Source organism: Halalkalibacter sp. HAAS-P014 (genome assembly GCF_056619965.1).
Genome location: NZ_JBWQTV010000021.1, coordinates 204,826 through 229,458 on the forward strand (window position 1 = coordinate 204,826; position 24,633 = coordinate 229,458).

30 protein-coding genes and 1 rRNA gene are annotated in these 24,633 nt (G+C 38.8%); 16 read left to right on the forward strand and 15 right to left on the reverse strand.

Features of this window, described 5'->3' with window-relative positions:
- Window positions 1-309: 309 nt before the first annotated feature.
- From AC1FXZ_RS17530 to AC1FXZ_RS17555, 6 genes are all read right to left on the reverse strand, one after another.
- Entirely contained in the window at window positions 310-702 is a 393-nt protein-coding gene (locus tag AC1FXZ_RS17530) for an ectoine synthase (protein WP_480056011.1), read from the reverse strand.
- A gap of 74 nt (window positions 703-776) precedes the next feature.
- Window positions 777-2,060, reverse strand: coding sequence for a diaminobutyrate--2-oxoglutarate transaminase (gene ectB / locus AC1FXZ_RS17535; protein ID WP_480056013.1), 1,284 nt, complete (start codon window positions 2,058-2,060; stop codon window positions 777-779).
- Between the two features lie 78 nt (window positions 2,061-2,138).
- Complete coding sequence (gene ectA, locus AC1FXZ_RS17540) at window positions 2,139-2,645, reverse strand: diaminobutyrate acetyltransferase (RefSeq protein ID WP_480056082.1); 507 nt, start codon at window positions 2,643-2,645, stop codon at window positions 2,139-2,141.
- A gap of 332 nt (window positions 2,646-2,977) precedes the next feature.
- Entirely contained in the window at window positions 2,978-3,094 is a 117-nt protein-coding gene (locus AC1FXZ_RS17545) for a YfhE family protein (RefSeq protein ID WP_480056015.1), read from the reverse strand.
- Window positions 3,095-3,159: 65 nt separating this feature from the next.
- Window positions 3,160-3,711: a GNAT family N-acetyltransferase gene (locus AC1FXZ_RS17550; RefSeq protein ID WP_480056084.1), complete on the reverse strand. Its 552-nt coding sequence runs from the start codon at window positions 3,709-3,711 to the stop codon at window positions 3,160-3,162.
- A 325-nt stretch (window positions 3,712-4,036) separates the two neighbouring features.
- On the reverse strand, window positions 4,037-4,945 hold the full coding sequence (locus AC1FXZ_RS17555; protein ID WP_480056017.1) for a TIGR01777 family oxidoreductase: 909 nt from the start codon (window positions 4,943-4,945) through the stop codon (window positions 4,037-4,039).
- Between the two features lie 105 nt (window positions 4,946-5,050).
- On the opposite strand from AC1FXZ_RS17555, the gene recX reads away from it, so the two are divergent.
- The 3 genes from recX to AC1FXZ_RS17570 all read left to right on the forward strand — a co-directional run bounded on the left by recX (window position 5,051) and on the right by AC1FXZ_RS17570 (window position 8,035).
- Entirely contained in the window at window positions 5,051-5,863 is an 813-nt protein-coding gene (recX, locus tag AC1FXZ_RS17560; protein WP_480056019.1) for a recombination regulator RecX, read from the forward strand.
- 100 nt (window positions 5,864-5,963) lie between these two features.
- The gene (locus AC1FXZ_RS17565; RefSeq protein ID WP_480056021.1) at window positions 5,964-7,622 is read left to right on the forward strand and encodes an L-lactate permease; all 1,659 of its coding nucleotides are present in this window, start codon (window positions 5,964-5,966) and stop codon (window positions 7,620-7,622) included.
- An 89-nt stretch (window positions 7,623-7,711) separates the two neighbouring features.
- A complete protein-coding gene (locus AC1FXZ_RS17570) occupies window positions 7,712-8,035 on the forward strand; it encodes a YfhH family protein (RefSeq protein ID WP_480056023.1) in 324 nt (107 codons plus the stop codon).
- A 30-nt stretch (window positions 8,036-8,065) separates the two neighbouring features.
- Here the strand turns inward: AC1FXZ_RS17570 and AC1FXZ_RS17575 are convergent, their stop codons facing one another.
- Both AC1FXZ_RS17575 and sspK read right to left on the reverse strand, forming a co-directional pair.
- Entirely contained in the window at window positions 8,066-8,230 is a 165-nt protein-coding gene (locus AC1FXZ_RS17575) for a YpzG family protein (RefSeq protein WP_480056025.1), read from the reverse strand.
- A gap of 54 nt (window positions 8,231-8,284) precedes the next feature.
- Window positions 8,285-8,443 (reverse strand): small acid-soluble spore protein K, encoded by a 159-nt coding sequence (gene sspK, locus AC1FXZ_RS17580; RefSeq protein WP_480056027.1) that lies wholly within the window; start codon window positions 8,441-8,443, stop codon window positions 8,285-8,287.
- A gap of 91 nt (window positions 8,444-8,534) precedes the next feature.
- Here sspK and AC1FXZ_RS17585 point away from each other — a divergent pair, with 91 nt between their 5' ends.
- Window positions 8,535-8,801, forward strand: coding sequence for a YfhJ family protein (locus AC1FXZ_RS17585; protein ID WP_480056029.1), 267 nt, complete (start codon window positions 8,535-8,537; stop codon window positions 8,799-8,801).
- A 688-nt stretch (window positions 8,802-9,489) separates the two neighbouring features.
- Here AC1FXZ_RS17585 and AC1FXZ_RS17590 read toward each other — a convergent pair.
- Window positions 9,490-10,476 (reverse strand): metal-dependent hydrolase, encoded by a 987-nt coding sequence (locus AC1FXZ_RS17590; RefSeq protein ID WP_480056031.1) that lies wholly within the window; start codon window positions 10,474-10,476, stop codon window positions 9,490-9,492.
- 90 nt (window positions 10,477-10,566) lie between these two features.
- On the opposite strand from AC1FXZ_RS17590, the gene AC1FXZ_RS17595 reads away from it, so the two are divergent.
- Genes AC1FXZ_RS17595 through AC1FXZ_RS17605 form a run of 3 tightly spaced genes read left to right on the forward strand, consistent with a single transcriptional unit; the run spans window position 10,567 to window position 12,724 of the window.
- Window positions 10,567-10,875, forward strand: a complete 309-nt coding sequence (locus tag AC1FXZ_RS17595; protein ID WP_480056033.1) for a hypothetical protein — start codon at window positions 10,567-10,569, stop codon at window positions 10,873-10,875.
- Window positions 10,875-11,948 (forward strand): A/G-specific adenine glycosylase, encoded by a 1,074-nt coding sequence (gene mutY, locus AC1FXZ_RS17600; protein WP_480056035.1) that lies wholly within the window; start codon window positions 10,875-10,877, stop codon window positions 11,946-11,948. Before AC1FXZ_RS17595 ends, mutY begins: the two co-directional genes overlap by 1 nt.
- A 17-nt stretch (window positions 11,949-11,965) precedes the next feature.
- Window positions 11,966-12,724 carry an SDR family NAD(P)-dependent oxidoreductase gene (locus AC1FXZ_RS17605; protein ID WP_480056037.1) on the forward strand — a complete coding sequence of 253 codons (759 nt, stop codon included), beginning with the start codon at window positions 11,966-11,968 and terminating at the stop codon, window positions 12,722-12,724.
- Between the two features lie 62 nt (window positions 12,725-12,786).
- Here the strand turns inward: AC1FXZ_RS17605 and AC1FXZ_RS17610 are convergent, their stop codons facing one another.
- From AC1FXZ_RS17610 to AC1FXZ_RS17620, 3 genes are all read right to left on the reverse strand, one after another.
- Window positions 12,787-13,122 (reverse strand): hypothetical protein, encoded by a 336-nt coding sequence (locus AC1FXZ_RS17610; RefSeq protein ID WP_480056038.1) that lies wholly within the window; start codon window positions 13,120-13,122, stop codon window positions 12,787-12,789.
- A gap of 287 nt (window positions 13,123-13,409) precedes the next feature.
- Window positions 13,410-14,372 carry an NADPH:quinone reductase gene (locus AC1FXZ_RS17615; RefSeq protein WP_480056040.1) on the reverse strand — a complete coding sequence of 321 codons (963 nt, stop codon included), beginning with the start codon at window positions 14,370-14,372 and terminating at the stop codon, window positions 13,410-13,412.
- Between the two features lie 285 nt (window positions 14,373-14,657).
- On the reverse strand, window positions 14,658-14,879 hold the full coding sequence (locus tag AC1FXZ_RS17620) for a cytosolic protein (protein ID WP_480056042.1): 222 nt from the start codon (window positions 14,877-14,879) through the stop codon (window positions 14,658-14,660).
- A gap of 196 nt (window positions 14,880-15,075) precedes the next feature.
- Here AC1FXZ_RS17620 and AC1FXZ_RS17625 point away from each other — a divergent pair, with 196 nt between their 5' ends.
- From AC1FXZ_RS17625 to AC1FXZ_RS17635, 3 genes are all read left to right on the forward strand, one after another.
- Window positions 15,076-15,264, forward strand: coding sequence for a gamma-type small acid-soluble spore protein (locus AC1FXZ_RS17625; protein WP_480056044.1), 189 nt, complete (start codon window positions 15,076-15,078; stop codon window positions 15,262-15,264).
- Window positions 15,265-15,621: 357 nt separating this feature from the next.
- Window positions 15,622-16,149, forward strand: a complete 528-nt coding sequence (gene ntdP / locus AC1FXZ_RS17630; protein ID WP_480056046.1) for a nucleoside tri-diphosphate phosphatase — start codon at window positions 15,622-15,624, stop codon at window positions 16,147-16,149.
- Between the two features lie 79 nt (window positions 16,150-16,228).
- Window positions 16,229-17,974 carry an ABC transporter ATP-binding protein gene (locus AC1FXZ_RS17635; RefSeq protein ID WP_480056048.1) on the forward strand — a complete coding sequence of 582 codons (1,746 nt, stop codon included), beginning with the start codon at window positions 16,229-16,231 and terminating at the stop codon, window positions 17,972-17,974.
- Between the two features lie 92 nt (window positions 17,975-18,066).
- On the opposite strand, the gene AC1FXZ_RS17640 is transcribed toward AC1FXZ_RS17635, so the two are convergent.
- Window positions 18,067-19,155: an FUSC family protein gene (locus AC1FXZ_RS17640; protein ID WP_480056050.1), complete on the reverse strand. Its 1,089-nt coding sequence runs from the start codon at window positions 19,153-19,155 to the stop codon at window positions 18,067-18,069.
- A 217-nt stretch (window positions 19,156-19,372) separates the two neighbouring features.
- Entirely contained in the window at window positions 19,373-20,665 is a 1,293-nt protein-coding gene (locus AC1FXZ_RS17645) for a glutamate-1-semialdehyde 2,1-aminomutase (RefSeq protein ID WP_480056052.1), read from the reverse strand.
- A gap of 188 nt (window positions 20,666-20,853) precedes the next feature.
- Here AC1FXZ_RS17645 and AC1FXZ_RS17650 point away from each other — a divergent pair, with 188 nt between their 5' ends.
- From AC1FXZ_RS17650 to perR, 4 genes are all read left to right on the forward strand, one after another.
- Entirely contained in the window at window positions 20,854-21,276 is a 423-nt protein-coding gene (locus tag AC1FXZ_RS17650) for an ion channel (RefSeq protein WP_480056053.1), read from the forward strand.
- A gap of 99 nt (window positions 21,277-21,375) precedes the next feature.
- On the forward strand, window positions 21,376-21,846 hold the full coding sequence (bcp, locus tag AC1FXZ_RS17655) for a thioredoxin-dependent thiol peroxidase (protein ID WP_480056054.1): 471 nt from the start codon (window positions 21,376-21,378) through the stop codon (window positions 21,844-21,846).
- 96 nt (window positions 21,847-21,942) lie between these two features.
- The gene (locus tag AC1FXZ_RS17660; protein ID WP_480056056.1) at window positions 21,943-22,239 is read left to right on the forward strand and encodes a cyclic-di-AMP receptor; all 297 of its coding nucleotides are present in this window, start codon (window positions 21,943-21,945) and stop codon (window positions 22,237-22,239) included.
- Between the two features lie 93 nt (window positions 22,240-22,332).
- Window positions 22,333-22,770 carry a peroxide-responsive transcriptional repressor PerR gene (perR, locus tag AC1FXZ_RS17665; RefSeq protein WP_480056086.1) on the forward strand — a complete coding sequence of 146 codons (438 nt, stop codon included), beginning with the start codon at window positions 22,333-22,335 and terminating at the stop codon, window positions 22,768-22,770.
- Window positions 22,771-22,849: 79 nt separating this feature from the next.
- On the opposite strand, the gene AC1FXZ_RS17670 is transcribed toward perR, so the two are convergent.
- Window positions 22,850-23,203 carry a YgzB family protein gene (locus AC1FXZ_RS17670; protein WP_480056058.1) on the reverse strand — a complete coding sequence of 118 codons (354 nt, stop codon included), beginning with the start codon at window positions 23,201-23,203 and terminating at the stop codon, window positions 22,850-22,852.
- Window positions 23,204-23,436: 233 nt separating this feature from the next.
- On the opposite strand from AC1FXZ_RS17670, the gene AC1FXZ_RS17675 reads away from it, so the two are divergent.
- Together AC1FXZ_RS17675 and AC1FXZ_RS17680 are read left to right on the forward strand one after the other, a co-directional pair.
- Window positions 23,437-24,306: a nucleotidyltransferase-like protein gene (locus tag AC1FXZ_RS17675; RefSeq protein ID WP_480056060.1), complete on the forward strand. Its 870-nt coding sequence runs from the start codon at window positions 23,437-23,439 to the stop codon at window positions 24,304-24,306.
- Window positions 24,307-24,567: 261 nt separating this feature from the next.
- Window positions 24,568-24,633: ribosomal RNA gene (locus AC1FXZ_RS17680) — 16S ribosomal RNA — on the forward strand; the annotation flags it as partial.

Below are 24,633 nucleotides of genomic sequence, written 5' to 3' on the forward strand. Positions count from 1 at the left end.
TTTTTCCTTTCGTCTTTTTAGAAGGCTGACTCGCATACTTTGTTGTTTTGGGCTTACGTGTATTCACATGTTCGTTCCATTTCGCTCCAGTCACTCGCACCCGCTAGGAGGTGCCGAGCCTCCTCGGCTGTGTACTGCGCCTGTGGTGTCTCGCCCCTCTCTAAATCCCACAGGAGTCGAGCGACTTCCGCTTCATTTCACTACGAGTAAAAACTTTCTAATAGCAACAATCTTTACGAAATAGCCTTTTAGAATAAATAAGGGATGTGCCAAAGGCACACCCCTTATTTATGATTATTTTGTTGTTTCTTAATCTTCATCAACTGGATAAACACCGTTTTCATCATGAACTTCTAATCCAGAAAGTGGAGGGTTAAATACGCATACCATGCGCATGTCGCCCTTTTCACTTGCACGAAGAAGGTGCTCATCATGTTTGTCCAAAATATAAATTTCATCTTTTTTAATCGGCCAAACTTTTCCGTCTGCTAGTGTTTCTACTTCACCTTCACCTTCAATACAATATACCGATTCAAGGTGATTTTGATACCAAATATGAGTTTCAGTTCCTGCTTTAATGATTGTATCGCAAACAGCATAGCCCATACCGTCTTTTTTCAAAACAAGGCGACGACTATTCCAGTTTCCTCCGTCAACATCATGCTCAGTTCCAATTACATCTGCTAGTTTAACTACTTTCATGTTTATTACCTCCAAGGTTTCCTGTTGTTATATTAAAAAGAGAGGAGGAAGTATCCTCCTCTAGAGAATTCCTATTATGACGTTACTAATTCTTTTGCTCCTAGAACAGCTTTTACACTGTCTTCGATGATTTTGAAGCCTTTTTCTAAACCTTCATCATCGATTGTTAATGGTGGGAATAATTTAAATACTTCATCTTTTGGTCCAGAAGTTTCCATAATAAGACCACGTTCGAATGCTTCAGCAGCAATTTGACCTGATAGTCCTTCAATCTCAGAAGCAATTCCGACCATATAACCACGGCCACGAGCTTCGCCTTCTAATTCAGGGTAATCAGCAACGATTCGTTCTAAGAAAGAGAAGATTTTCTTTGATTTTTCTTCAATATTCTTTTCGAAACGATCATCTTCCCAATATGATAGGGCAGCAGTTGCTGTTACAAAAGCATGGTTGTTTCCACGGAATGTTCCATTATGCTCACCAGGCTCCCAAATATCTAATTCAGGGCGAATGAGTGTGATCGCTAGTGGCAGTCCGTATCCACCAATGGACTTAGACATACAAACGATATCTGGTTTAAGACCTGCTTTTTCAAAACTAAAGAATGTTCCAGTACGACCAACACCTGCTTGAACATCATCGACGATAAGCAGAATGCCCCAACGCTTACAGATTTGTTCTACACGTTGTAACCACTCGAAGCTTGCAGCATTAATACCGCCTTCACCTTGGACTGTCTCGAGGATCATTGCAGCAGGGATTTCAACTCCGCTACCTCCATCCTCTAGGAAACGCTCGAGATACTCCAGAGTGTCGAGGTTGTCGTTAACAAAGTTATCATAAGGCATTGTTACGACATTTTGTAATGGAATTCCAGCACCTTTACGTTTGAAAGCATTACCTGTAACCGAAAGAGCTCCGATTGTCATACCGTGGAAGCCATTCGTGAAACTAATAATATCTGTACGTCCAGTTACTTTACGAGCTAGTTTTAAAGCACTTTCTACTGTATTTGTACCTGTAGGTCCAGGGAACATAACTTTATAATCAAGATTTCTAGGTTTTAAAATCACATCATTAAATGTTGTTAGGAACTCAGCTTTAGGAGCTGTAGCCATATCAAGTGAATGTGTGATGCCGTCACTTAAAATATAGTCAACTAATTTTGATTTCATCTTAGGGTCGTTATGACCATAATTCAATGCACCTGCACCTGAAAAGAAATCAATGTACTCAGTTCCTTTTTCATCCCACATTTTATACCCTTTAGCTTTTGTAAAAACGGTTGGGAAACTACGGCAATAACTACGTACCTCTGATTCTAGCTTTTCAAAAATAGACATATCTGTTTGACTCATCGTTTCTTTCTCCTCCTATTTACCTATACCGGGTAATGTATTATTGTCTTTTCACTTACACTTAGCTTAATCGTGTTACTATTTATTTAAAGGACCGATTCTATAAGTAAGTTCTTCTTCATGCCCTTCTTCAGGGAATAAATCTTCAGAAAAGCATTCGCTTACTTCACAATTGGTGTCATAACTACGAGCTAAGCGATGGAATAGAGCCTGTGATGCTTCGTTTGATGGAGTGATTGTAGCTTCAACGAAGTTTACATCTTTGCAACCTTCGCGTTTCACTAGTTCGTGTAACAATTTCGAAGCCAATCCTTTTCCTCGCTGAGAAGAATGAACGCCGACCTGCCAAACAAATACAACATCTTGTCGTTCTGGTGGAATAAAAGCAGTGACGAATCCAACAACTTTATTGTCTTCCTTCGCAACAACACACGTTTCTGCAAAAAACTCACACATCATAATGTATTTATAAGCAGAGTTCTGATCGAGTGTTGACTCATTTACCAATTCCCACATCGCTGCTCCATCTTCAACAGTAGGTTTTAGAAATTGTACCGAATCTGTTTTTATCGGAGCAGGAGCCATTTGACTTTTAATGTTGGTATCCCCCTTCAACCAAATTTTGTTTACTGTTTAATCATAGACGTAGTCAGAAAAGGACGCAACTTAGCTTAAATGGGATTAATTAGCGTAAGGAACGCTTAGCTGTGATTAAAGTATATAGGAGCAATCATTGCAGAGAATGCTACTGAATGGTTAAGTTTTCTAACTAATTGAAAAAGACAGACTAAAATGGAATGAAGAAAACCCTAATAGAATAGGGGGTCTGACGGATTTGAAAAAAATATGAAAAATTTAAAAAGAACAACAGCCTTTTTTTGAAAAGGTCATTGTTCTTCTTTTTGCGACAGTTTTCCTTATGATTTGCTTCTATTTGCTGCGCGATCAGCTGCTCTAAACTCTGATCCGTAGCGAACCTCTTGAGCCTTACGTAATACCCTGCGTTCTTCCTGTCCACGACGTTTTCTTTCCAAACTGATCACCACTTTCTGTAAAGTTACTATCAGTATGGACTAAATCTTATAAAGTTAATCGGTACTTACGCTTCTTTTCTTTCTATTTCATTTGTTCCTGTTCTCATCATATGAAGATGATATTGATCTTTTTCTATTTGAAAGAGGTGATAAGCATCGTTTTCTTTATTAATTTGTTTATAAAGTTCACTTCTAATTTCATTTGCAAGTGTACTATAAGGCAATTTACTAGCTGCTTTATAGGAACGTAGATTTTCTTTGCGGATTCGCATGAAAACAGTTTGAATATCACAAGAGAAGAAGAGCTCTTCAAAGAATGCATCTTTAGCTGCTTGATTAAAGCCTTTGCCGAAATAAGGTTTTCCAATCCAAGTACCTAAAAAGCCACTTTGGTTTGAAATATCAAATAGGTTAATGGTTCCAATAGGTGCGCCCCATTCATCAATGATTGTGCGAGAGATCAATTCACCACGCTCTTCGGCTTCAATCGTCTGTTTTGTTAAGAAGACAAACTCATCGTATGAATGTGCTTTGTGGCGAACAAAAGGAAATACGGCTGGGTCCACTAATAGTTCAAATAAAGCATGGCAATCAGCAACGTCTCGTTTTTTTAAGATCACAAAAAGCCCTCCTTTTGATGAGGGCAGAGTGGTTCCACCCTCGAATTTAATAATCGTGCATATCAAATTCGGGGTGGGAATCGAACCCACTAGAACCAGCATAGCTGGTGGCGCACCAATTGCCTTCCCAATGCCTATATAATTGTTTATAAAGCCATTTAAGGGATTCTAGCGTGTTTATTTCGTGGTAATTGTATAATACAATCAAAATACGTTAGTTTACTCTTGGATCCTTCTATATATTAAATGTTTTTTTCGAAAAAAGATACCTATTTAATGTAAATTTTTTATGAAAATATCTCCCGAATTTCTATTTAATTTATTAGCTTTTTAATAAGTCTTCTAGGGCCGGTTGTAAAGAGGGGAATAAATATGGATAGTTTTGCGATATAGCTTTTTGAGGGATTACTTTTTGCCCATCTAAAACAAGTGTGCTCATTTCCCCTAATAAGAATTTAAGTGCAAATGATGGTGCATGAAGGTAATATGGTTTAGCTAAGACGTCGGATAGAACTTTACCGAATTCATCCATTTGACAAGGGTGGGGGGCAGTGAGATTGAAAGGTCCTTGTATGGATGAGTGTTCAATAGCGTATATAAACATACGAATGGCATCATCTACATGAATCCAGCTTAACCATTGATTGCCTTTTCCGAGTCGTCCACCTAAAAACAGCTTGTAAGGGAGTATCATTCGTTTTAGAGCGCCTTCATCTCGGTCCAATACAAGCCCTAGGCGACAATAGACAACTCGTACACCATGTAATTTCACTTGTTCAGCTTCTTTCTCCCATTCTGATACAACATGTGAAAGGAAGTTTTCTTCACTTGGTTCTGATTCTTCGGTAAAAGTTGTCGTTAAGGAGTTACCATAATAACCAATAGCTGAGGCATTAACGAGCACACTTGGTTTAGCTGGAAGGTCTTCAATTAATTTAACCAATGACCGAGTGCTTTCAATTCGACTTTGAAGTAATTCTTGTTTGCGTTTTTTGGTCCAACGTGTTGAACCAATCGATTCCCCAGCTAAATTGATAATGGCATCAATTGTATCTAAATGTTGTTCTGGATTTGTATCAGGATGGAGCCATTCAACATAACGCACGTTAGGTTTAGCTGGTTTGTTAGAGATGTCTCTTGTTAAAATGAAAACAGAATGTCCTTGATCAATTAAGAGGTCAGTTAATTTGCTTCCAAGAAATCCTGTTCCACCTGCGATGACAATATTCATAAATTCCTCCTTATTATCATTGTTCTTACATGAGTTTATATAAATAGTGTACGTTTAGTAGTAAAGATTTTGCAAAGAGTAAGAAGTTACAGTGGGGTGATGTAAGTGGCAGTTATAGCTAAGATAGAAATTCAAAAAAGAAACAAAGGTCGTTATAACATTTTCTTAAGTAAGGGGCAGAAAGTACAATATGCTCTTAGTGTGGATGAAGATTTGCTCATTAAGCATAGTTTAACAAAAGGGATGGAAGTAGATGAAGAAACATTAATTCAGTTAATAGATGAAGATGAAAAAAAGAAAGCATACAACCTAGCAATTAATTATCTTTCTTACAGGATGCGCTCTATTCAAGAAATGAGACAGTATCTAGAGAAAAAAGAAAAAGAACCCCAGCATATCAATGCAGTAATACAGCAATTGCTTGAGCAAGGGTTATTGAATGATGAAGAATTTGCGAATGCGTATATTAGATCAAAACAAACAACATTAATGAGAGGACCATTAAAGTTGAAACAAGAACTTAAGCAAAAAGGAGTAGGGGACTCTATTATTGATACGAGCATAAACGCAATGTCTGAGGAGGAGCAAAAGGAGAAGTTGGTCTTATGGTTAGAAAAACAACAAGCTAAGCGCAGTAGTAAATTATCCATTAAGGGTTTTAAAGATAAACTTTTAAATCAGCTATTAACTAAAGGATATTCTCAACATGTAATTTCCGAAGCTTTTTCACTTGTCGATTTTAAAAATGAGGACTCAGAAGAGTGGGAGGCAATCTGTTTCCAAGGAGATAAAATAAGAAGAAAACTCGAGAAAAAATATACAGGTTGGGAGTTTAGACAAAGAGTAAAGCAAAACTTATATCGGAAAGGTTTTTCAATGGATTTAATTGATAAGTATATCGAACAAGGGAATGAGTGATAAAACCTTTTCGTGCCAAGTTGAGCTTGAAAACTTGTAATAATTGTAAGGGGTCACTCTCATACTAACGGTACATTCGTTTTGAAATGAGGAGTGCAGGATGGTAACTTTAATTGCTTTATCACCCATTATCGCCGTTGTCGTTTTTTTAGTAATTTTAAGAATGCCAGCTATGAAAGCAATGCCGATAAGCCTTTTAGTAACGGGAGTGGTTGCTTACTTTTTTTGGGAAGTACCAATCGTGCAACTTGCTGCAGCTTCACTTGAGGGAGTATTAATTGGACTATCTATTATTTATATTGTGTTTGGAGCAATTCTTTTATTAAATACGTTGCAGATTAGTGGAGCAATCGCAACGATTCGCAATAGCTTTCTTGGCATTAGCAATGACCGGCGGGTTCAGATTATCTTAATTTCATGGTTATTTGGTGCCTTTATTGAAGGGGCAGCGGGCTTTGGGACACCGGCTGCTATTACGGCTCCTTTGCTTGTCGCTCTCGGCTTCCCTCCATTAGCCGCTGTCGTGCTAGCGCTCGTTGCTGATAGTAGTCCTGTTTCGTTTGGTGCTGTGGGAACACCGATTATTGTTGGGGTTCACCAAGGGTTGCAAGAAGGAGCTGAACTTGCTCCGGTTGCTTCTCGTTATTTTCAAGAGACCCCTCCGACTGAGTATCTTAGACAGTTGGCTTCTCAAGTTATGCAAATAGACGTTATAGTTGGCACTCTTATGCCACTTATTTTAATCCTTCTATTAACTAGGTTTTTTGGCGAGAACCGTTCTTGGAAAGAAGGATTAGTTATGTGGAAGTTTGCCATTTTTGCTGGTCTCAGCTTTACGGTGCCAGCTTTGATCGTAGCTACACTGATTGGTCCGGAATTCCCATCCATCATTGGCGGCTTAACAGGGTTAGTGATTGTTTTGTTCGCTGTAAAACGAAACTGGTTTTTACCAAGTGAAACGTGGGATTTTGGAGAGCAAAAGACATGGGATCAAGAATGGTTTGGTTCATTAACAGTGAAAAATAGCGAGAAGCAATTCAAGATGCCACTTAGTCTAGCATGGTTACCATACATTTTATTAGGAGTTATTCTAGTTATCACTCGCCTTGAATTTTCACCAGTAAAAGAGTGGATGTTGAGCTTTGTAATTGGTTGGGAAAATATTCTTGGTACAGAAATCAGTGCAAATTTTGAACCTCTTTATTTACCAGGTACTGTGTTTTTGATTGTTGTATTATTAACCTTTTTCTTGCACCGGATGAAGGGTCCATCTCTTGCAAAGGCACTATCAGTTTCAGCTAAAGCTCTAATTGGAACGAGCATAACCTTATTTACAGCTGTGCCAATGGTGCGAATTTTTATTAATTCGGGAGTGAACTACGCGGGACTTGAGAGCATGCCAGTGGAACTTGCTTATCAAGCTTCAGCTAATTTAGGTGGCATTTGGCCGTTTGTTGCCCCTTTTATAGGAGCATTAGGTTCATTTATTTCAGGAAGTGCTACATTCAGTAATATGATGTTCTCGCTTTTTCAATTTAACGTCGCAGATCAAACTGGGCTCGAGCCGATGCTAACTCTTGCGCTTCAGGTATTAGGTTCAAACGCAGGGAATATGATTTGTGTTGTGAATGTTGTGGCAGCAGCTTCTGTAGTAGGGCTTGTAGGAAAAGAAGGAGTTATCATCCGGCTGTTGCTATTGCCAATGCTCTATTATGCAGGATTTGCAGGTATTATCGGCTTTCTCCTTTCCATATGGTAAAAGCTCACTAATATAGAAACGTTAGATCTTTGTCTGCTCTGGATCTTTCCTTTATAATAAAGGAGGATGCAGGAAGGGACTGAAAATGTATGGAACAAGAAAAAAGATTTAGTCAAATGACGGAGTATGAGCTAAGAACAGAAATTGCTCGTTTAAATGAAAAAGCAAAAAAGGCTGAACAGTTAGGGATGTCAAGTGAATTTGCTGTTTATGAGCGTAAAGCGCTTCTAGCAAAGGCTTATCTGCTTAATCCAGACGATTTTAAGCCTGGTAACACATATGATATTGATGGTGGATCTCGCTTTCAAATTTCTTATATGAATGGGTACTTTGCATGGGGATATCGAGATGATCAAACAAGTCTTGAAGCAGTTCCGATCTCTCTGTTTGTAAAAAAGGAAGGAGAAGCTTAGGGCTTCTCCTCCTTTCAAGTAGAAGAGACATTATCTTTGTTCTGCTTTTCTGTGCAGACGAACCTTTATACCTGTTTGGCTCATCTGTGTTTCTCCACCTATTTGTTTTGAGGCGTGCTTTGGATTTGCACGTGGTGAATCAAATGGACTTTTATACTCCTGTCCTGCTTGGAAATTCATACTCCTCTTACCCATAGACGGCACCTCCAGAAAACGTTGGATGTAATTAACTTAATTAATTACTTATGATTAATTGTTCGTATCACCATCAGAATTTCTCATACGCTCTCTAGGTTGCGTATTCATACTTAAATCTGCTCGCTTAGATTCATTGTTATTTCGAATATCCTTTGGTGAATTCCCCTCGAACTTAATATGATTTGGAAAGTCTTTTGCTTTGTTTCGCATCAGTGACCCCCCTTTCCAACGTGTTCAGTCTTATTATGAGACAGATACTGCTTAGTTATTAAACGTAATCTTTGTAAAAGGAGGAAACAGTATGGAAGACAGATTCCAGAGGTTAACAGAACAGTTGCTTTCTGTTAATTCCAATTTAACAACATCACAGGCAAGAACGTGGATTGAAAGTTTATGGGAGGATTTTGAAACGACCCGGGCAAAAGGAGGATGGTCATATAAAGGACAAGATACAACAGAAAGTATTGTATCCAAATGGATCACACAATATGGCCCACACCTCCATAAATACAACTCAAAAAAAGAAAAATTCTCCCACCTCAACAAAGACGATCAAATAAAACACTAGAGAGTTCAATGAAAAAGGTACGATTTTCACCTTTTTCATTGAACTCACAGCCATCAGCGAAGCCGCCGTATCTTTCAAGCTTTTTGAGCGACCTTCTCAAAAAGCGCACGGCGAGAGAAGCGATGGCCCTCATGAATAATCCCGGGTGCCCTTTATCTTACTCAAAAGGTACGATTTTCACCTTTTTCATTGAAATCTAAGCCATGAGCGAAACCGCCGTATCTTTTAAGCTTTTTGAATGAACTTCTCAAAAAGCGCACGGCGAGAGAAGCGATGGCCCTCATGAATAATCCCGGGTGCCCTTTATCTTACTCAAAAGGTCGATTTTTACCTTTTTCATTGAACTCACAGCCATCAGCGAAGTCGCCGTATCTTTCAAGCTTTTTGAGCGACCTTCTCAAAAAGCGCACGGCGAGAGAAGCGATGGCCCTCATGAATAATCCCGGGTGCCCTTTATCTTACTCAAAAGGTACGATTTTCACCTTTTTCATTGAAATCTAAGCCATGAGCGAAACCGCCGTATCTTTTAAGCTTTTTGAATGAACTTCTCAAAAAGCGCACGGCGAGAGAAGCGATGGCCCTCATGAATAATCCCGAATGCCCTTAACTTAAAGGTCTTTTTTCATCTTTTTGCATATACAAAGAAACAGGACTTAGATGGCTGTTCTCCATTGAGTCCTGTTTCGTGTTAGTCTACTGCGACATTTAACTTCTTTTTGAGGGTCTCTTCATTGAATACCCAACCCGTATAAGAATTTAAAATGTGAAGGTCGTTGTCAAGCTGAACGATCGCTACAAATGGATAATGACCTTTACTACGATAACGCAAATCAATAAAGCGAACTTCAGTAACGACATCATCTATATGTTCTATCTCCCACCTGTAGGAAGGAGAAAACGATAAGAATGCGGCTAGGTTTGAATCCTTTCTAGCGGCATTTATTACCGGAATATCCGGGATTGGATCAAATGTGTATTGCTCAAAATATTCAATTTTATTATTCTTTGATTCAGTGACAAACATAATTTCAGGTGTTCTGATAACAACATGCCATTGGCTCCATCTAATAGTAGGTGAAACAAATACATGTGTAGCATCTGGATGTAGTTTTTTTGCGTGATTGACCACACGTCTTTTTTCTGCAATTCTCCATAAGTAGTAACAAACTAACAGAATATATAATATTAGAAAGGTTGGACCTGGTGGAACAAGACCGAGACCCCAAATACCAAATGCAATAAGGTGGCTGAAAAAAATGAAGGGGTCAAAAATATTAATCACACCTAAAGCGATCCATCTATTTGATAATGGTCTGAGAGCTTGAGTTCCATATGCATTGAAGATATCGACAAAGACATGCAAAAAAACAGCAATAAATGACCAAAGTAAGACGATCGGCCAATTGGTTTCAGGTGTGAATAAAATAATTCCGCTTGTGATTAAAATAGGCCATATGAGAACAGCTGGAAGTGAGTGTGTTATTCCACGATGGTGTCGGATGTACACAGCGTTGTTACGAAGCTTTAAGACTGTATCAAAGTCAGGTGCTTGAGAGCCAATAATTGTTGCAATCATTACCGAAGTTGGCAGCAATGGATCATTAGCAATTGTTGGGTCAATTGTTGCTAATCCACCTAAAGCTAGCCCCATTACCACATGAGTACCTGTGTCCATCGTGTTAGATCCTCCTTATTGTTCCATAAACATGATATAGTTTATTTATACCCGAAATAGCGACCTTTAAAAAGGGGGAAAAGTGAAGAAATGACAAAACCTTTGCAAATTTTTATGGAATATAAAGTAAAAGAGGACAAGGTTAACGAATATGAACTTGTCATGGATGAAATCTTGACGACTCTTTCGGAATTTGAAGCTAAAAACATTAAATGGTTTGTAGCTGATGACCAACCTAACCTTTATGTAGAGATGTATGAAGTACCAACAACTTCACACTACCAAGTATTGAAAAAAATTCGGCGCTCAGCAGACCATCCTATCTTCAGCAAAATCATTCCTTTCATTGAAGGGGGAGAAGATAAAATTCATTGCTGGGCGTTTAAAAGGAAGGAATAGTGAGTAAGAAATTGGAACAAAAGCAACTTGAACATTTCAACATAGATGAATTCCAACGCCTGTTAGTAGGTTGGTTTCGAGAAAATCAACGTGATTTACCATGGCGAAAATCGAAAGAACCTTATAGGGTGTGGGTATCTGAGATCATGTTACAACAAACAAGGGTCGAGACTGTTATCCCTTACTATAATAATTTTATGCGCGAATTCCCAACTCCTGAAGCTCTTGCTTATGCTGAAGAGGATCGGGTTTTAAAAGCATGGGAAGGACTTGGGTATTATTCTCGAGTTCGAAATTTGCAAACGGCTGTAAAAGAAGTCGTGGAAGAATATAGTGGAACTGTTCCCGATAACCGTAAAGAAATTTCCTCATTAAAAGGTGTCGGTCCTTATACAGCTGGAGCGATTTTGAGTATTGCATACGGAAAGCCAGAACCTGCTGTAGATGGCAATGTGATGAGAGTATTATCACGAGTATTGCTCATAGAAGAAGATATAGCGAAGCCTTCAACAAGAAAGATATTTGAGGCAATTTTGTACGATTTAATTTCGAAAGAAGACCCGTCTTCTTTTAATCAAGGGTTGATGGAGCTAGGGGCTTTGATTTGTACACCGACTTCCCCTGGGTGTTTGCTATGCCCTGTAAGAGAGCATTGCCGTGCTTATCATAAAGGGGTCCAATCGGAGTTGCCGATTAAATCTAAGAAGAAAAAGCAAACAGCAAAACAAATGGCAGCCTTTGTGATAAAAAATGATCTCGATGAAGTCTTAATCGAAAAACGACCGGAAACTGGATTGTTAGCGAAACTTTGGCAATTTCCAAATGTTGAGATTGAGGAACAGACTGTGCAAGAAACGTTTGAAAAAGAGTATGGAATTAAGGTTGAAATAGGAACGCCTATTCAAAAGGTTGAGCATGTGTTCTCACACCTCATATGGAATATTACTGTATATTCGATAATGGTGAAAGGTCAACCACAAGTCGGTAAAACGACGAAATGGGTTCGATTACACGAGGTTGAAAATTACGCGTTTCCTGTATCGCATCAAAAGATAATAAAGAATTCATTATAATTGTAGGAGGAAGACCTATGGACTTAAACTTAAAAGATAAAGTCGTTCTGATCACAGGTGGTTCAAAAGGAATAGGGCTAGGTATTGCTGCGTCTTTTTTAGATGAAGGAGCGAAAGTGGCAATCGTTGCAAGGGGACAAGAAGGATTAGAGGCAGCACGCTCTCAATTAGGTGAGGTGTTAACGATTCAATCCGATTTGGTAAGCGAGAATGCTCGGAAAGAAGTAGTTAATAAGGTATTGGAGCATTACGGAACGATTGATATTCTTGTAAATAATGTTGGTGGAAGCAATGGCTCAACTGCAGAAGCGACGGAGATGGAGCTATTCCGAGAAGCATTTGACCTGAACTATTTTTCCTGTGTTCATTTTAGTAAGCTTGTATTACCTCACTTTAAGGCAAAGAAAGCAGGGGCAATAATTAATATATCCTCGATTTTCGGGAGAGAATCTGGTGGAAAAATCACTTATAATAATGCAAAAGCGGCTATGATTAGTTTCACAAAAGGACTTGCAGATGAAGCCATAAAAGATGGAATTCGAGTGAATGGAGTTGCTCCAGGTTCGATTCTTCACCCATCGGGTAATTGGCAAAGAAGGCTTGATGAAAATCCAGAGAAAATTAATAAATTTGTTGCCGATGAAATACCTGCTGGACGATTTGGTACGGCTGAGGAAATTGCAAACGTAGTGACGTTTTTAGCTTCTGAGAAGGCAAGTTGGGTGGTAGGTGCAACAATCAATGTAGACGGCGGCCAATCACAAATGAACTTCTAATGGGGTCAGACACCTCGGTGGTGCTTTAAAGTGGTAAAGAGGGGTCTGACCCCTCTAGCTTGTTATTGGTCGTCATTGATCATGTGGATTTCTTTGATCTTTTCTTTTGTTTCGGCTGTGCCTAGGCGATATAGTTCTTCGTAAACGTCGTTTAGACCTCTTTGGTATTCGTTACGGTCTTGGTCGACTTGTTCATCATCAAAATGACGGAACGAGAATAAGTTCCCAAGTTCAACATCGTGCGATTGGACTTCGTGCAGTAAATCTTCAAGTGCTTTTTTCTCTGCTGGTGTGGCTTCAATTTCATATTCAATTAATTGTCCATCATCCACTCGTGTTGGATTAATCGTATCCATGCTAATCGGATTTAAATTTACATAGAACAGTTGCTTTTCCATCATAAATCCCCCTTTTAAGTTTATTATTTCTATAGTTCCCATTTATAAAAAACTTACTTACCTTTTCCTTCTTTAGTTGCTTTCTTATATTACGTAAAAGAGGCACTGAAAAAGGGAAAAGCGCCCTTTTTGAATATCTACTAAAAGACAAGGCCACTGGGGATTAATCAGGAAGGGCCATGGCTTCGCACGCCGTGCGCGTTTTGAGAAGGTCGCTCAAAACGCTTAACAGAATACGTCGGCTACGCGCATGGCTTCGCACTGAAAAAGGGGAAAAGCGCCCTTTTTCAGTGCCTTAAGATAATGCGGCCGTCATATTTTTTTTGCTCTAGTGCTTCGTGGGATTGGGGAGCTTCTTGGTAGGAAAATACCTTCCCGATATGTGGTGTCATAACACCTTTCTTCAAGCCTTCTGAGATAAATTGGCCAGCGTTGATTAGTTCTTGAATCGGTGCAGTAAATAAAAGGACACCCGTGAGTGAAGCGTGTTTCATGTTTAATTGACGCCACATTAATGGAGGTGTGTTATCGACTGGTGAGCCAATCGTAATGATACGCCCTCCAACTTTCACGATCTCAAGATCGGTTTCCATGTTCTCGCTAAGTGACATATCCAAAATAAGTGGAACACCAATGCCGTCTGTTAAATCCTTAACTCGTGTTGCGACGTCTTCTTTTTTATAAAAGATCACTTCATCTGCTCCGGCATCTTTTGCAATAGCAGCTTTTTCTTCATTACTAGCTGTCGTTATCACATAGGCACCAGCATCTTTTGCAAGTTGGATAGCTGCGTGTCCTACAGCGCCAGCTCCTCCGTAAATTAGCACAGCTTCATTGGACTTTAATTGTCCTCTATCAAATAAAGAAAGGTAGGCAGTCATAAAAGGCATAGCAATTGCTGCTCCTGCTTCAAAATCAAAATCAGCAGGGAGAGGGAATACAAGGTCGGAAGAGATCGCTGTATATTCAGCTGAAGCACCTTTTGCGCTTGTTGCCCAAATACGGTCACCGACTCTGACATTGCTTACATTAGCCCCGATCTCAACAACTTCGCCAGCTAGATCAAAATGAGGAATGTAAGGGAAGGAGTCTACTGGACGTATACCTTTGCGAAAATATGTATCTACAGGATTAACCCCACTTGCCTTTACACTTACAAGTACTTCGTTTTCTTTTATTTCTGGTCTTGGAACTTCTTTAACAGTTAATACTGTAGGATCGCCATATGCTTCATAAACAATCGCTTTCATTTTTATCTCTCCTTATGTAGTGTCTTCCTATTTGATTCTAAATGATTTAAGGATTGAAAAACAGGTTAAAGGCAGATTTTCAATTTTAGAAGGGAAGGGGTGTGCCTAAAAACACCTCCGAAAGTCGCTACAATTATAAAAGCCTTGAGAGTCTATTTCTTCTCAAGGCGCGTACGAACATGAACAGTTTGGCAATTGAAGCAGTTTCTAGCCAAAAGTCAATGGACATCCAATCAATCGTTTGTAATTATCCCTTCGAAAGGAAGGGCTTCTTCCTCCATTTCCTCAGTCATAATGAGGCTTCGTTCCTTGGGTCCACGTAGCTTCTTGGTGAAGGCCACCTCTTGACTCAATTTCGCGAATGATTTCGCGATGGATACTAGCACCTTCAGCGTTTAAGTAAGGGGTCATTTGTTGTAATCCATGGTGGAAGTAGGCTAATTCCTTATCTGTCCATTGTTCTTTGGACATCATTGAAAGTTCCGTTATATCTCGTCCAACATACATAGAACGATTCCTCCTTGTTGTTTTTATGTTAGTGTTCCTGCTCAAGTCGGAACCTATACGATATATTGATAAGGATCAACAACTGGTTTTTAGTGACATTGTTGCTGGGGGAATTTCTCTATTAACATAAAAAAGAAACTTTCATGAATAAAGAAACGTACCTCCGGACACCTTAATAGTCGTGGAGGTGATACACATGGATAGACAACAACAACAACAACAACAAGCATCTAAAACAAATGCGCAAAAAGTACGTAAGCAAAATGCTGCTTCTGCTCAAGGCATGGACACTGAGTTTGCAAGCGAAACGAACGCTCAAGAAGTTCGTCAGCAAAACGCTCAATCTGAAGCGCGCAAACAACAGAACTCTTCTAACCAACAATAATTAAAGCATTACAAAACAAAGCACCCTTTGGCAACTCGTCCAAAGGGTGCTTGTTTTTTTATTACGAAATTTTCATGCGAATGAGTAGGAAAGTCCTTTTTAGTTGAACCCTACTTATAGAAGGGATTAACTCGACTTAGAGGTAGAAAGACACTTTCTTTTTACTAGTACTACAATATGTTTGCATTTCAAAATAAGCAACAAAACGTTATAATAAGAAGGAATGGAAGCAATTGAAGTGAATTAGTAAGAATGTAGAGTAGAGAATAGAGTAGATAAAGATTAATACTTGGCTGGAATAATGTGTACTACTCTATGCTACTGACGTCCGAAATCACGCAAGGAAGGGAGCTAAATATGAATTTTCCCAAAGTAGGTAGTAATATTGAAATCCATAGCTATAAGCATAATGGATTAATTCATCGCATTTGGGAAGAAACAATTGTGCTTAAAGGGACGTCAAAGGTTGTAATTGGAGGGAATGACCGCATTCTAGTGAAAGAATCGGATGGAAGGAATTGGAGAACACGAGAGCCGGCTATATGTTATTTTGATTCCGAACAATGGTTTAACACAATCGGTATGATTCGATCAGATGGTATTTATTACTATTGCAACCTTGGGTCACCTTTTACGTGGGATGAAGAAGCGTTAAAATATATCGATTATGATCTTGATATTAAGGTGTTCCCAGACATGACCTTTAAGCTCTTAGATGAAGATGAATATGATTTGCATCGGAAGATTATGAATTATCCTCCTGCTGTAGATGATATTCTGAAACGAAGTGTTGATGAATTGATCTCTTGGATTCACCAAAGAAAAGGGCCGTTTGCACCACAATTTGTTGAAAATTGGTATGAAAGGTTTTTACAATATCGTTAAACAATGGTCTGATACCTGAGAGTAGATAATTCGGCTCTCGTTAAGGGTCAGGCTTTTGTTTTAAAAAAGGGTGACGAAGTTGAACAGTATTAAGCGTTATATGGCATTCGTCAAGCCGTATTGGAAAGAAATTATTATAACCATTCTTATTGGAGTTATGAAATTTGGGATACCATTAATGCTGCCATTAGTGATGATGTATGTCATTGATGATATCATTTTTGCCGAAGCAATGACACAGGATGAAAAAGTTTCCCACCTGTTAATGATTATGGGAATCATGTTTGTTATTTTTGTCATTTTACGCCCGCCGATTGAATATTTTCGTCAGTATTTTGCTCAATGGATTGGCAGTAAAGTATTGTATGATATCAGAGACCGGCTATTCACTCATATCCAAAAGTTGAGTTTGAGGTTTTATTCCAATCGAAAAGTCGGGGAAATTATTTCACGTGTCATTCATGATGTTGAACAAACGAAGAACTTCGTAATCACCGGTTTAATGAATATATGGCTTGATTTAATCACCATTGTTATTGCTATTATTATCATGTTAAATCTTAATGTATGGTTAACGCTTGTTGCGATTTCAATGTTCCCGTTTTACGGGTTTTCAGTGAAATTCTTTTATGCTAGATTACGTCATTTAACGAGAGTGCGCTCTCAAGCGTTGGCTGAAGTTCAGGGGCACTTACATGAACGTGTTCAAGGGATGAGCGTGATTCGTAGTTTTGCTCTTGAAGATCATGAACAAAAGCAGTTCGCTAAACGAAATGGTCACTTTTTAAATCGTGCTATTGATCATACGAGATGGAATGCGAAAACCTTTGCTGTTGTGAATACGATTACGGATGTTGCGCCATTGCTTGTCATTTTCGTGGCTGGGTACTTTGTTATAAACGGTAGCTTAGAAGTCGGTGCAATGACAGCGTTTGTATTATATATGGAACGCCTCTATGGCCCGTTAAGAAGACTTGTCAACTCCTCAACGACATTGACTCAATCAATTGCTTCAATGGACCGTGTGTTTGAATTTATTGATGAAAAATATGACATTGAAGATGAACCGGGGTCTAAGCGTTTAGATCGTGCGAGTGGACACTTAGAGTTTAGGAATGTAACGTTTAAATACAATGATGAAGATCAACCTGTATTGAAGAATTTACAGCTCGATGTGAAAGCTGGTGAGACGATCGCGTTTGTAGGTATGAGTGGTGGAGGGAAAAGCACATTAATCAGTCTTATTCCTCGCTTTTATGACGTGACGTCCGGAAAAATTTTGTTAGATGGTAAAGACCTAAGAGAATACCAAGTCCGTACTTTACGCGATAATATTGGTATGGTCTTACAAGATAATATTCTATTTAGTGACTCTGTGAAAGAAAATATCCTGATGGGAAGGCCTGAAGCGACTGATGAAGAAGTGATTGCTGCAGCAAAGGCCGCCAATGCTCATGAATTTATAATGGGACTCAAAGATGGGTATGACACAGAGGTTGGTGAAAGAGGCGTGAAGCTTTCGGGTGGACAGAAGCAACGTGTCGCAATAGCGAGAGTTTTCTTGAAAAATCCACCTATCCTGATTTTTGATGAAGCGACATCTGCATTAGATCTAGAAAGTGAACATTATATTCAGGAAGCTCTTGAAAAATTAGCGAAAGACCGTACGACATTTATTGTTGCGCATCGTCTTTCCACGATTACACATGCTGATCGAATTGTTGTCATTGAGAATGGAGAAATTGCAGAAGTTGGAAGTCATGATGAATTGATGAGTAGAGAAGGAAGCTATAAGAAGTTGTTTGATGTCCAACAGTTACACTAAAGGAGTAACTCTTACAGTAAAAGGATGACTTTAGAACTGGCCAGATCAAGTTTGATCGGATCAGAATCAGAGTCATCCTTTTTTTAGTAATATTATAGGTCGTCTTCGGGCTCCCGAACCGTAATTTCATTTTCGGATTGATGGTAATTAAAGAAACTATCAACTAAATGATCGAGGTGCTCTAGTTGTTCTTGATATTCAATCATCTGCGAAACAGCAGGTAGCAGGTGTAACCATTGATCATAATCAATGCTGCTATCATTTTGAAGACTGATATAATGACTCATCAATTCTTCTTTCCCTTTGTTCATCGACTCGATTAAATTATCTGAATGACCAGGGTGTACCTTCCCGATGTATCGCAGTAAGATTCGATCATGATACGTAGTAAGATAATCTAATTGTGTTTCGAATTCTTTATTGGTTTCTTCGGTCATGATCGCTAACTCATCGGAACGTCTTTCAAGATTTTTAAGCACAGAAAGGGCATTTTTCGTTGTAACGACCATTTGTCTATATAAGACAACTTTACGAGCCTTTCCATATTTGTTTTTCATAAAATAATTACGTTCTTCTTTATAAAGAAGGAACAGATTCTCGAGCTTTACCATTCTTTCTTCTAAGCGACTTAAGTCTTTTTTTAATGACCTGTGATCAGCAGCGTGCCGAATGAGCAACATTGTCCATTGGTTAATTTCTTCTGTAGCTGTCACGAGCTTGTGGTAAAGTTTTGTTTCATATTTAGGTGGAATAAAGAAAAGGTTGATAATAAATGCGGCTAACACACCTAGTATGACAAGAGCAAAACGACCAGTAGCAAACTCAATAAAATTAGCTGCTGGACTTTCCATAATAATGATAACAGTAACAATTGCTAACGGGATGGTTGTCGGTTCTAATTTTACTTTTAATATAATCGATATCGCTAAAACGACAACGAGGCCGACAACAAATGGGGCGTGACCGAATGTCATAACGAATATAACAGCTAAAACAGCCCCGATAAAATTTGCTTGGACTTGTTCCAAAATGGTTTGGAATGTCCGGTATACAGATGGTTGTACGGCGATTGCTGCAGCAAGTGCTGCAAACATAGGTGGCTCAAGTCCAATCCAGATCGCTAAATACAGTGAAAGCATAACAGCAAGCCCAGTTTTAATAATACGAGCCCCAAGTTTCATGTTTGAAATAAACTCCTTCATATTGAAAAGTCATGAGTCCATTGTTACTGATAGTATAGCTGATGTATTGAATTTATACCCGTAAAATGAACAACAAAAGCGTACTATACAACGGATTCTGCAGTTAATCAAGTGTATTTAGTATGTAAAAAAGGATGATTTATGACATTCATTCAAAAGACATGAGAATGTCACCAATCATCCAACAATTAGTACGTTATTTGTTCAGAGCTGCAAATGCTTCATCAACTGCAGTGAGTGTTTCTTTTATATCATTTTCGGTATGTGCGATCGTTAAAAACCATGCCTCATATTTGGATGGTGCTAGGTTGATCCCGCGTTTTAACAGTTCTTTAAAGAAGACCCCGAATTGTTCGCCGTTGGACGTTTCAGCTTGTTCATAATTTCTAACTTTTTCAGCTGTGAAATAAACGGTTAGTGCCCCTTTTAAGCGATTAACTGTGATGGTCTGATTGTGTTTATCAGCTAAGGTGAGAATTCCTTCTTCTAACATTGAGCCTAATTTGTCCAGTTGCTCATACAGGCCTTCCTCTTGTAAAACTTCTAAACAAGCAATTCCAGCACTCATTGATGCAGGATTGCCGGCCATTGTTCCTGCTTGATAGGCAGGGCCGAGTGGGGCAACTTTTTCCATGATGTCAACACGCCCACCGTAGGCGCCAATTGGCAGGCCACCTCCAATGATCTTTCCTAATGCGGTCATATCTGGTTCAACCCCAAGTAAGTTTTGGGCTCCTCCGTACATGAAGCGAAAAGCAGTAATGACTTCATCGTAAATGACTAATGCACCAGCGTCATGAGTTAATTGATTGACGGCTTCTAAAAAGCCATCTTCCGGCTCGACAATTCCGAAATTGCCAACGATTGGTTCTACTAGAACGGCTGCGATATCGTCGCCCCATTTGTCGAGTGCTTCCTTATAAGCGTTAAGATCATTGAACGGTACGGTTATCACTTCCTTAGCGATGCTTTTGGTAACCCCGGCTGAATCAGGAGTACCGAGAGTCGATGGGCCAGATCCTGCAGCAACTAAAACAAGATCCGAGTGGCCGTGGTAACAACCTGCAAATTTAATGATTTTGTCTCTCCCTGTATAAGCTCTAGCAACTCGAATCGTTGTCATAACTGCTTCTGTTCCTGAATTTACGAAGCGAACTTTTTCAAGAGAAGGGATCGCTTCTTTTAACATTTTTGCAAATTTATTTTCAAGCTTCGTTGGCGTTCCGTATAGCACACCGTTTTCTGCTGCTTGTTGGATCGCTTTTGTGATATGTGGGTGGGCGTGTCCAGTAATGATAGGCCCATACGCAGCTAAGTAGTCTATGTAACGATTCCCGTCAACATCCCAAAAGTAAGCACCATTTCCTCTTTCCATAAAAACAGGTGTACCACCACCTACACCTTTATAAGCACGTGATGGACTATTTACCCCACCAACGATATGTTCTTGCGCTTCTTTATATAGACGTTCAGATTGTCCATTGTTCATATAGATTCCTCCTATAAATATCTCTATTGCTTCTGTTTGTATTCAACCATAGAGCATCAAGTTGGGCAAGTTTGATTATCGCATATTCTAGGAGTCACCACCTTTGCATAAGATAAAAGGACGTTTAAATCAACCTTTTCAAGCTTTGAGGAAGGGAAACTATGCTTAGACAGATAGGGAGGGGAGAAATGATTTGGCTTCTAGCATTTGCACTTTTTTTGGCGACTGCAGGTACAATCGTTAGTCTATTAATGCTTTTACGCTACCGTCCAATCAGGGGCACACACACCGTATCACTGCGCCATTTTGTATTGCTAATTCTCGTATATATAACGGTCATTTTATCCTTTTCTAATCTTTATTTAGGGCTCGAATTATTAGGGGTAGAGGTTTTGAAAGAGGGAAATTCTAATGTTGAAGGTACGGTTAATCATCTAATAGAGGATATAATCTATTTTAGTGCCGTTACGCTACTATCAGTCGGTTACGGAGATTTAGTCCCGATTGGAATAGGACGTTTCATCGCAATCGTACAGGCTTTGTTTGGATTTTTACTTCCGGCGGCTTTTGTTTTTACGGCCTTTTTACAGGTTGCTAAACGGGATGAATAATTGAGGAAACATTGTGAATATAGTTATCTCCTAATAGTTGTCTTTCGTGAAGACTTACGATACGCTTATCTTAAGTAAATATTGAAAGGATGAGTGTAGATGGCTGTTCAAGTTGGACAAGAAGCTCCTTTATTTTCGTTACCTGCAAATAGTGGTGAACCTATTTCGTTACAAGATTATCGTGGGAAAAATGTTGTCTTGTATTTTTATCCGAAAGATATGACACCTGGTTGTACGACTCAAGCTTGTGATTTCCGTGATAAGATTGAAGATTTTTTTGAATTAGATACAGTCATTCTTGGTGTAAGTCCTGATCCTGTTGCTAGACATGAGAAGTTTATTGAAAAATATCAACTTCCATTCTTATTGTTAGCAGATGAAGACCATAAAGTAGCAGAGTTATATGAAGTTTGGAAACTAAAGAAGAACTTTGGCAAAGAATACATGGGGATTGAACGATCGACTTTTATTATTGATAAAGAAGGAAAGCTTGTTAAAGAGTGGAGGAAAGTAAGAGTGAAAGACCATGTTGCTGAGGCGCTTGCATTTGTAAAAGAAGAGCTTGAATAAAAAAGCGACTCGATTGTAAGAAGTGCTATTAGGCAGGAACACCTCGCTTAAAAACGAATAAAGTTAAGTATAGATGTTGGAAAGGGTGGTGTAGCTGTGAAACTGCTTGTATGTATTATTGATAATGTTTACGCTGATGAAGTTGAAGAACAGTTAAGAGATCAAGGGTACCGTATGACGGAGTTAGCAAGTTCGGGTGGCTTCTGGAAAAAAGGGAATACGACCTTTTTATTTGGTGTTGAGGAAGAGGATGTTCAGAAGTTGCAAGAAGCTTTGAAATCAATCTGTTTAGATCTAGAGAATAGAAAGCTACGTCGCAGTAAGCAGGATCATCGATATACATCGTTTTTACTTGATGTAAAAGATGCTGCACCATTTATTGCAATGGGGTAACCAATTTGTCAAGTGAAATATTGACGGAGATCTTCTTATATATTATACTAATTATAAAGTAAGAATGGTTACTTGAGAGAGAGGTGCATGACAATGTCTGATCATCGCTTGCAAGATGCACTTGATGCTTTGAAAAGCACCCGTGTGCGTATGACGCCACAACGTCATGCGATACTAGAATTCCTTTATGAATCAATGACCCATCCAACAGCTGATGATATTTATAAGGCTTTAGAAGGGCGTTTTCCTAATATGAGTGTCGCGACTGTTTATAATAATTTGCGCGTATTCAAGGAAGCTGGCATTGTAAAAGAGTTAACGTATGGTGACGCATCAAGCAGATTTGATTCCGTAACTTCTGATCACTACCATGTGATATGTGGAGATTGTGGTAAGATAGTTGATTTTCATTATCCAGGGTTAGATGAAGTGGAAACTTTAGCGGAGCACGTGACAGGGTTTAAAGTTCATAATCACCGTATGGAAATTTACGGTACTTGTCCGGATTGTAAAGAAAAAGTAGAGCATTAATACGTAACACCTTCCAGCTGGAGGGTGTATTTTTTGTGTTGTGGGGTCAGTAGTAGAAATAAAAAAGAAGTAGAATGCTCTACTTCTTTGACTTACGATTGTAGTCTTCGTCAAACGCTTTACCTTCTAATGACTTATCCATTGTTAATGGTTCGCTGCAGTGCATACATGCATCCACACGTCCTAACATTTTAGTGGCACCATTACAACTGGGACAAATGACTTGAATGGTCTTTGTGGAAAGCATGCCAATCCAAAAGTAAACGACAGTACTTCCGATGATGAAAAGAAAACCGGCTATCATCGCAAGTGTCATAATAATATAAGATTCCCTGAAGAATACCCCTATGTACATGACGAGGATTCCGATAAATACAAGAGATAAAGCGAATGTTCTAATTTTGTTTATTTTATTAGTGTATTTTAAAGCCATGTTAGTCCCTCCTAAATCTAGTGTTAGTATAGCATATAATTGATTGAATCTCTTTTATAGTTTTGTTAACACTTAAAGAAGATTCCGTTGCTTTTTTAAGCAGGAGTTGCAGTTTTTTTGTAGAAATTGTTATGCTGAAACACCATGAAGTTCTTGTTATGATTGTGTTTAACAAAGGAATTGATAGGTATAGAATAGTAAGATTCCTGTTGGTGTGGAGAGGGGAAGTTAAAATGGATGTTTTGTTGCGACAGCTTTATCAGGATCGTGCGAGTGACGAAGAAACGTTAGCAATTCTTATTGTAGAAAAAGATTTTTTGCCTCTATCTGTTACAGATGGTTTTGATGTTGTAATTGTCCTTGTTAATTACTATCAAAGTATTTCGTGGGAAGTAAGGCATTATCAAGTGGGTAAGAAAAAAGTATCGTTTCATTTAATAAGTCAGGCAATGCTACACCAAACTTTAATAGTAGGAAATCATAGACGATTAGTTGATTGGTTAGTTAATGGAAAGATTGTTTTTGACCGTAACGAGTTTCTAAAAGAGGTAAAAGAACGAATTGATTCATTTCCTCCTGGTGACCGAGCGAAAAAGATGACGATCCAGTTTACGAAGATGCTTAGAAGGTTTGAAGAGGGGAAGTCTTTGTTCCGTAATGGGCATTACTTTGATGCTTATAGCAATATGCTGCACGCTCTTCATCATCTTGCGCGTTTATCCGTTATCAATCATGGTTTATATCCTGAAGTAACAGTTTGGGAGCAGGTAAGACATATTGAGCCTCAAATATATAAGTTGTACCAAGAGTTATTGAAAAGTGAAGAGTCCTTAGAGAAGCGAATTGAGCTTCTTATTTTAACTACCGAGCTTGCGGTTCATTCAAGAACTGAGATGGGAAGTCAGCATTTTCTTTCGCTTTTGCATAATCCAGAGGAGTTGTTGACGATATCGGAATTGATGTCGATGAGTGAAGTAGCAGATTATGTTGTTGACCTTGAACTCCTCATTCGTCACTTAGTTGAAAAAGAGCTAGTTGAGACGATGAAGTTAAAGACGAGAGTCGACGGAATTGAAAAAACATATTATCGCTTAAAAAAATAATCAAATTAATGTTGACGTGATTAACAGGGCGTGATATATTATTACTTGTCGCTGATGAGACAGAAAAAAACATTTGACACTTTCGGGTCGATGATGTTATGATAATCAGGTCGCTATCGAGTGACAAGTAGTTCTTTGAAAACTGAACAAAAGCCAAGCGAAATAGAGATACATGATATCTCAGGGATTTTTAAGAAAATCCCAACATAATTATTATTGCATTGCTAGCGTGATGCAGATTGAGCTAATCAGCTTACCATTTTCATGGAGAGTTTGATCCTGGCTCAGGACGAACGCTGGCGGCGTGCCTAATACATGCAAGTCGAG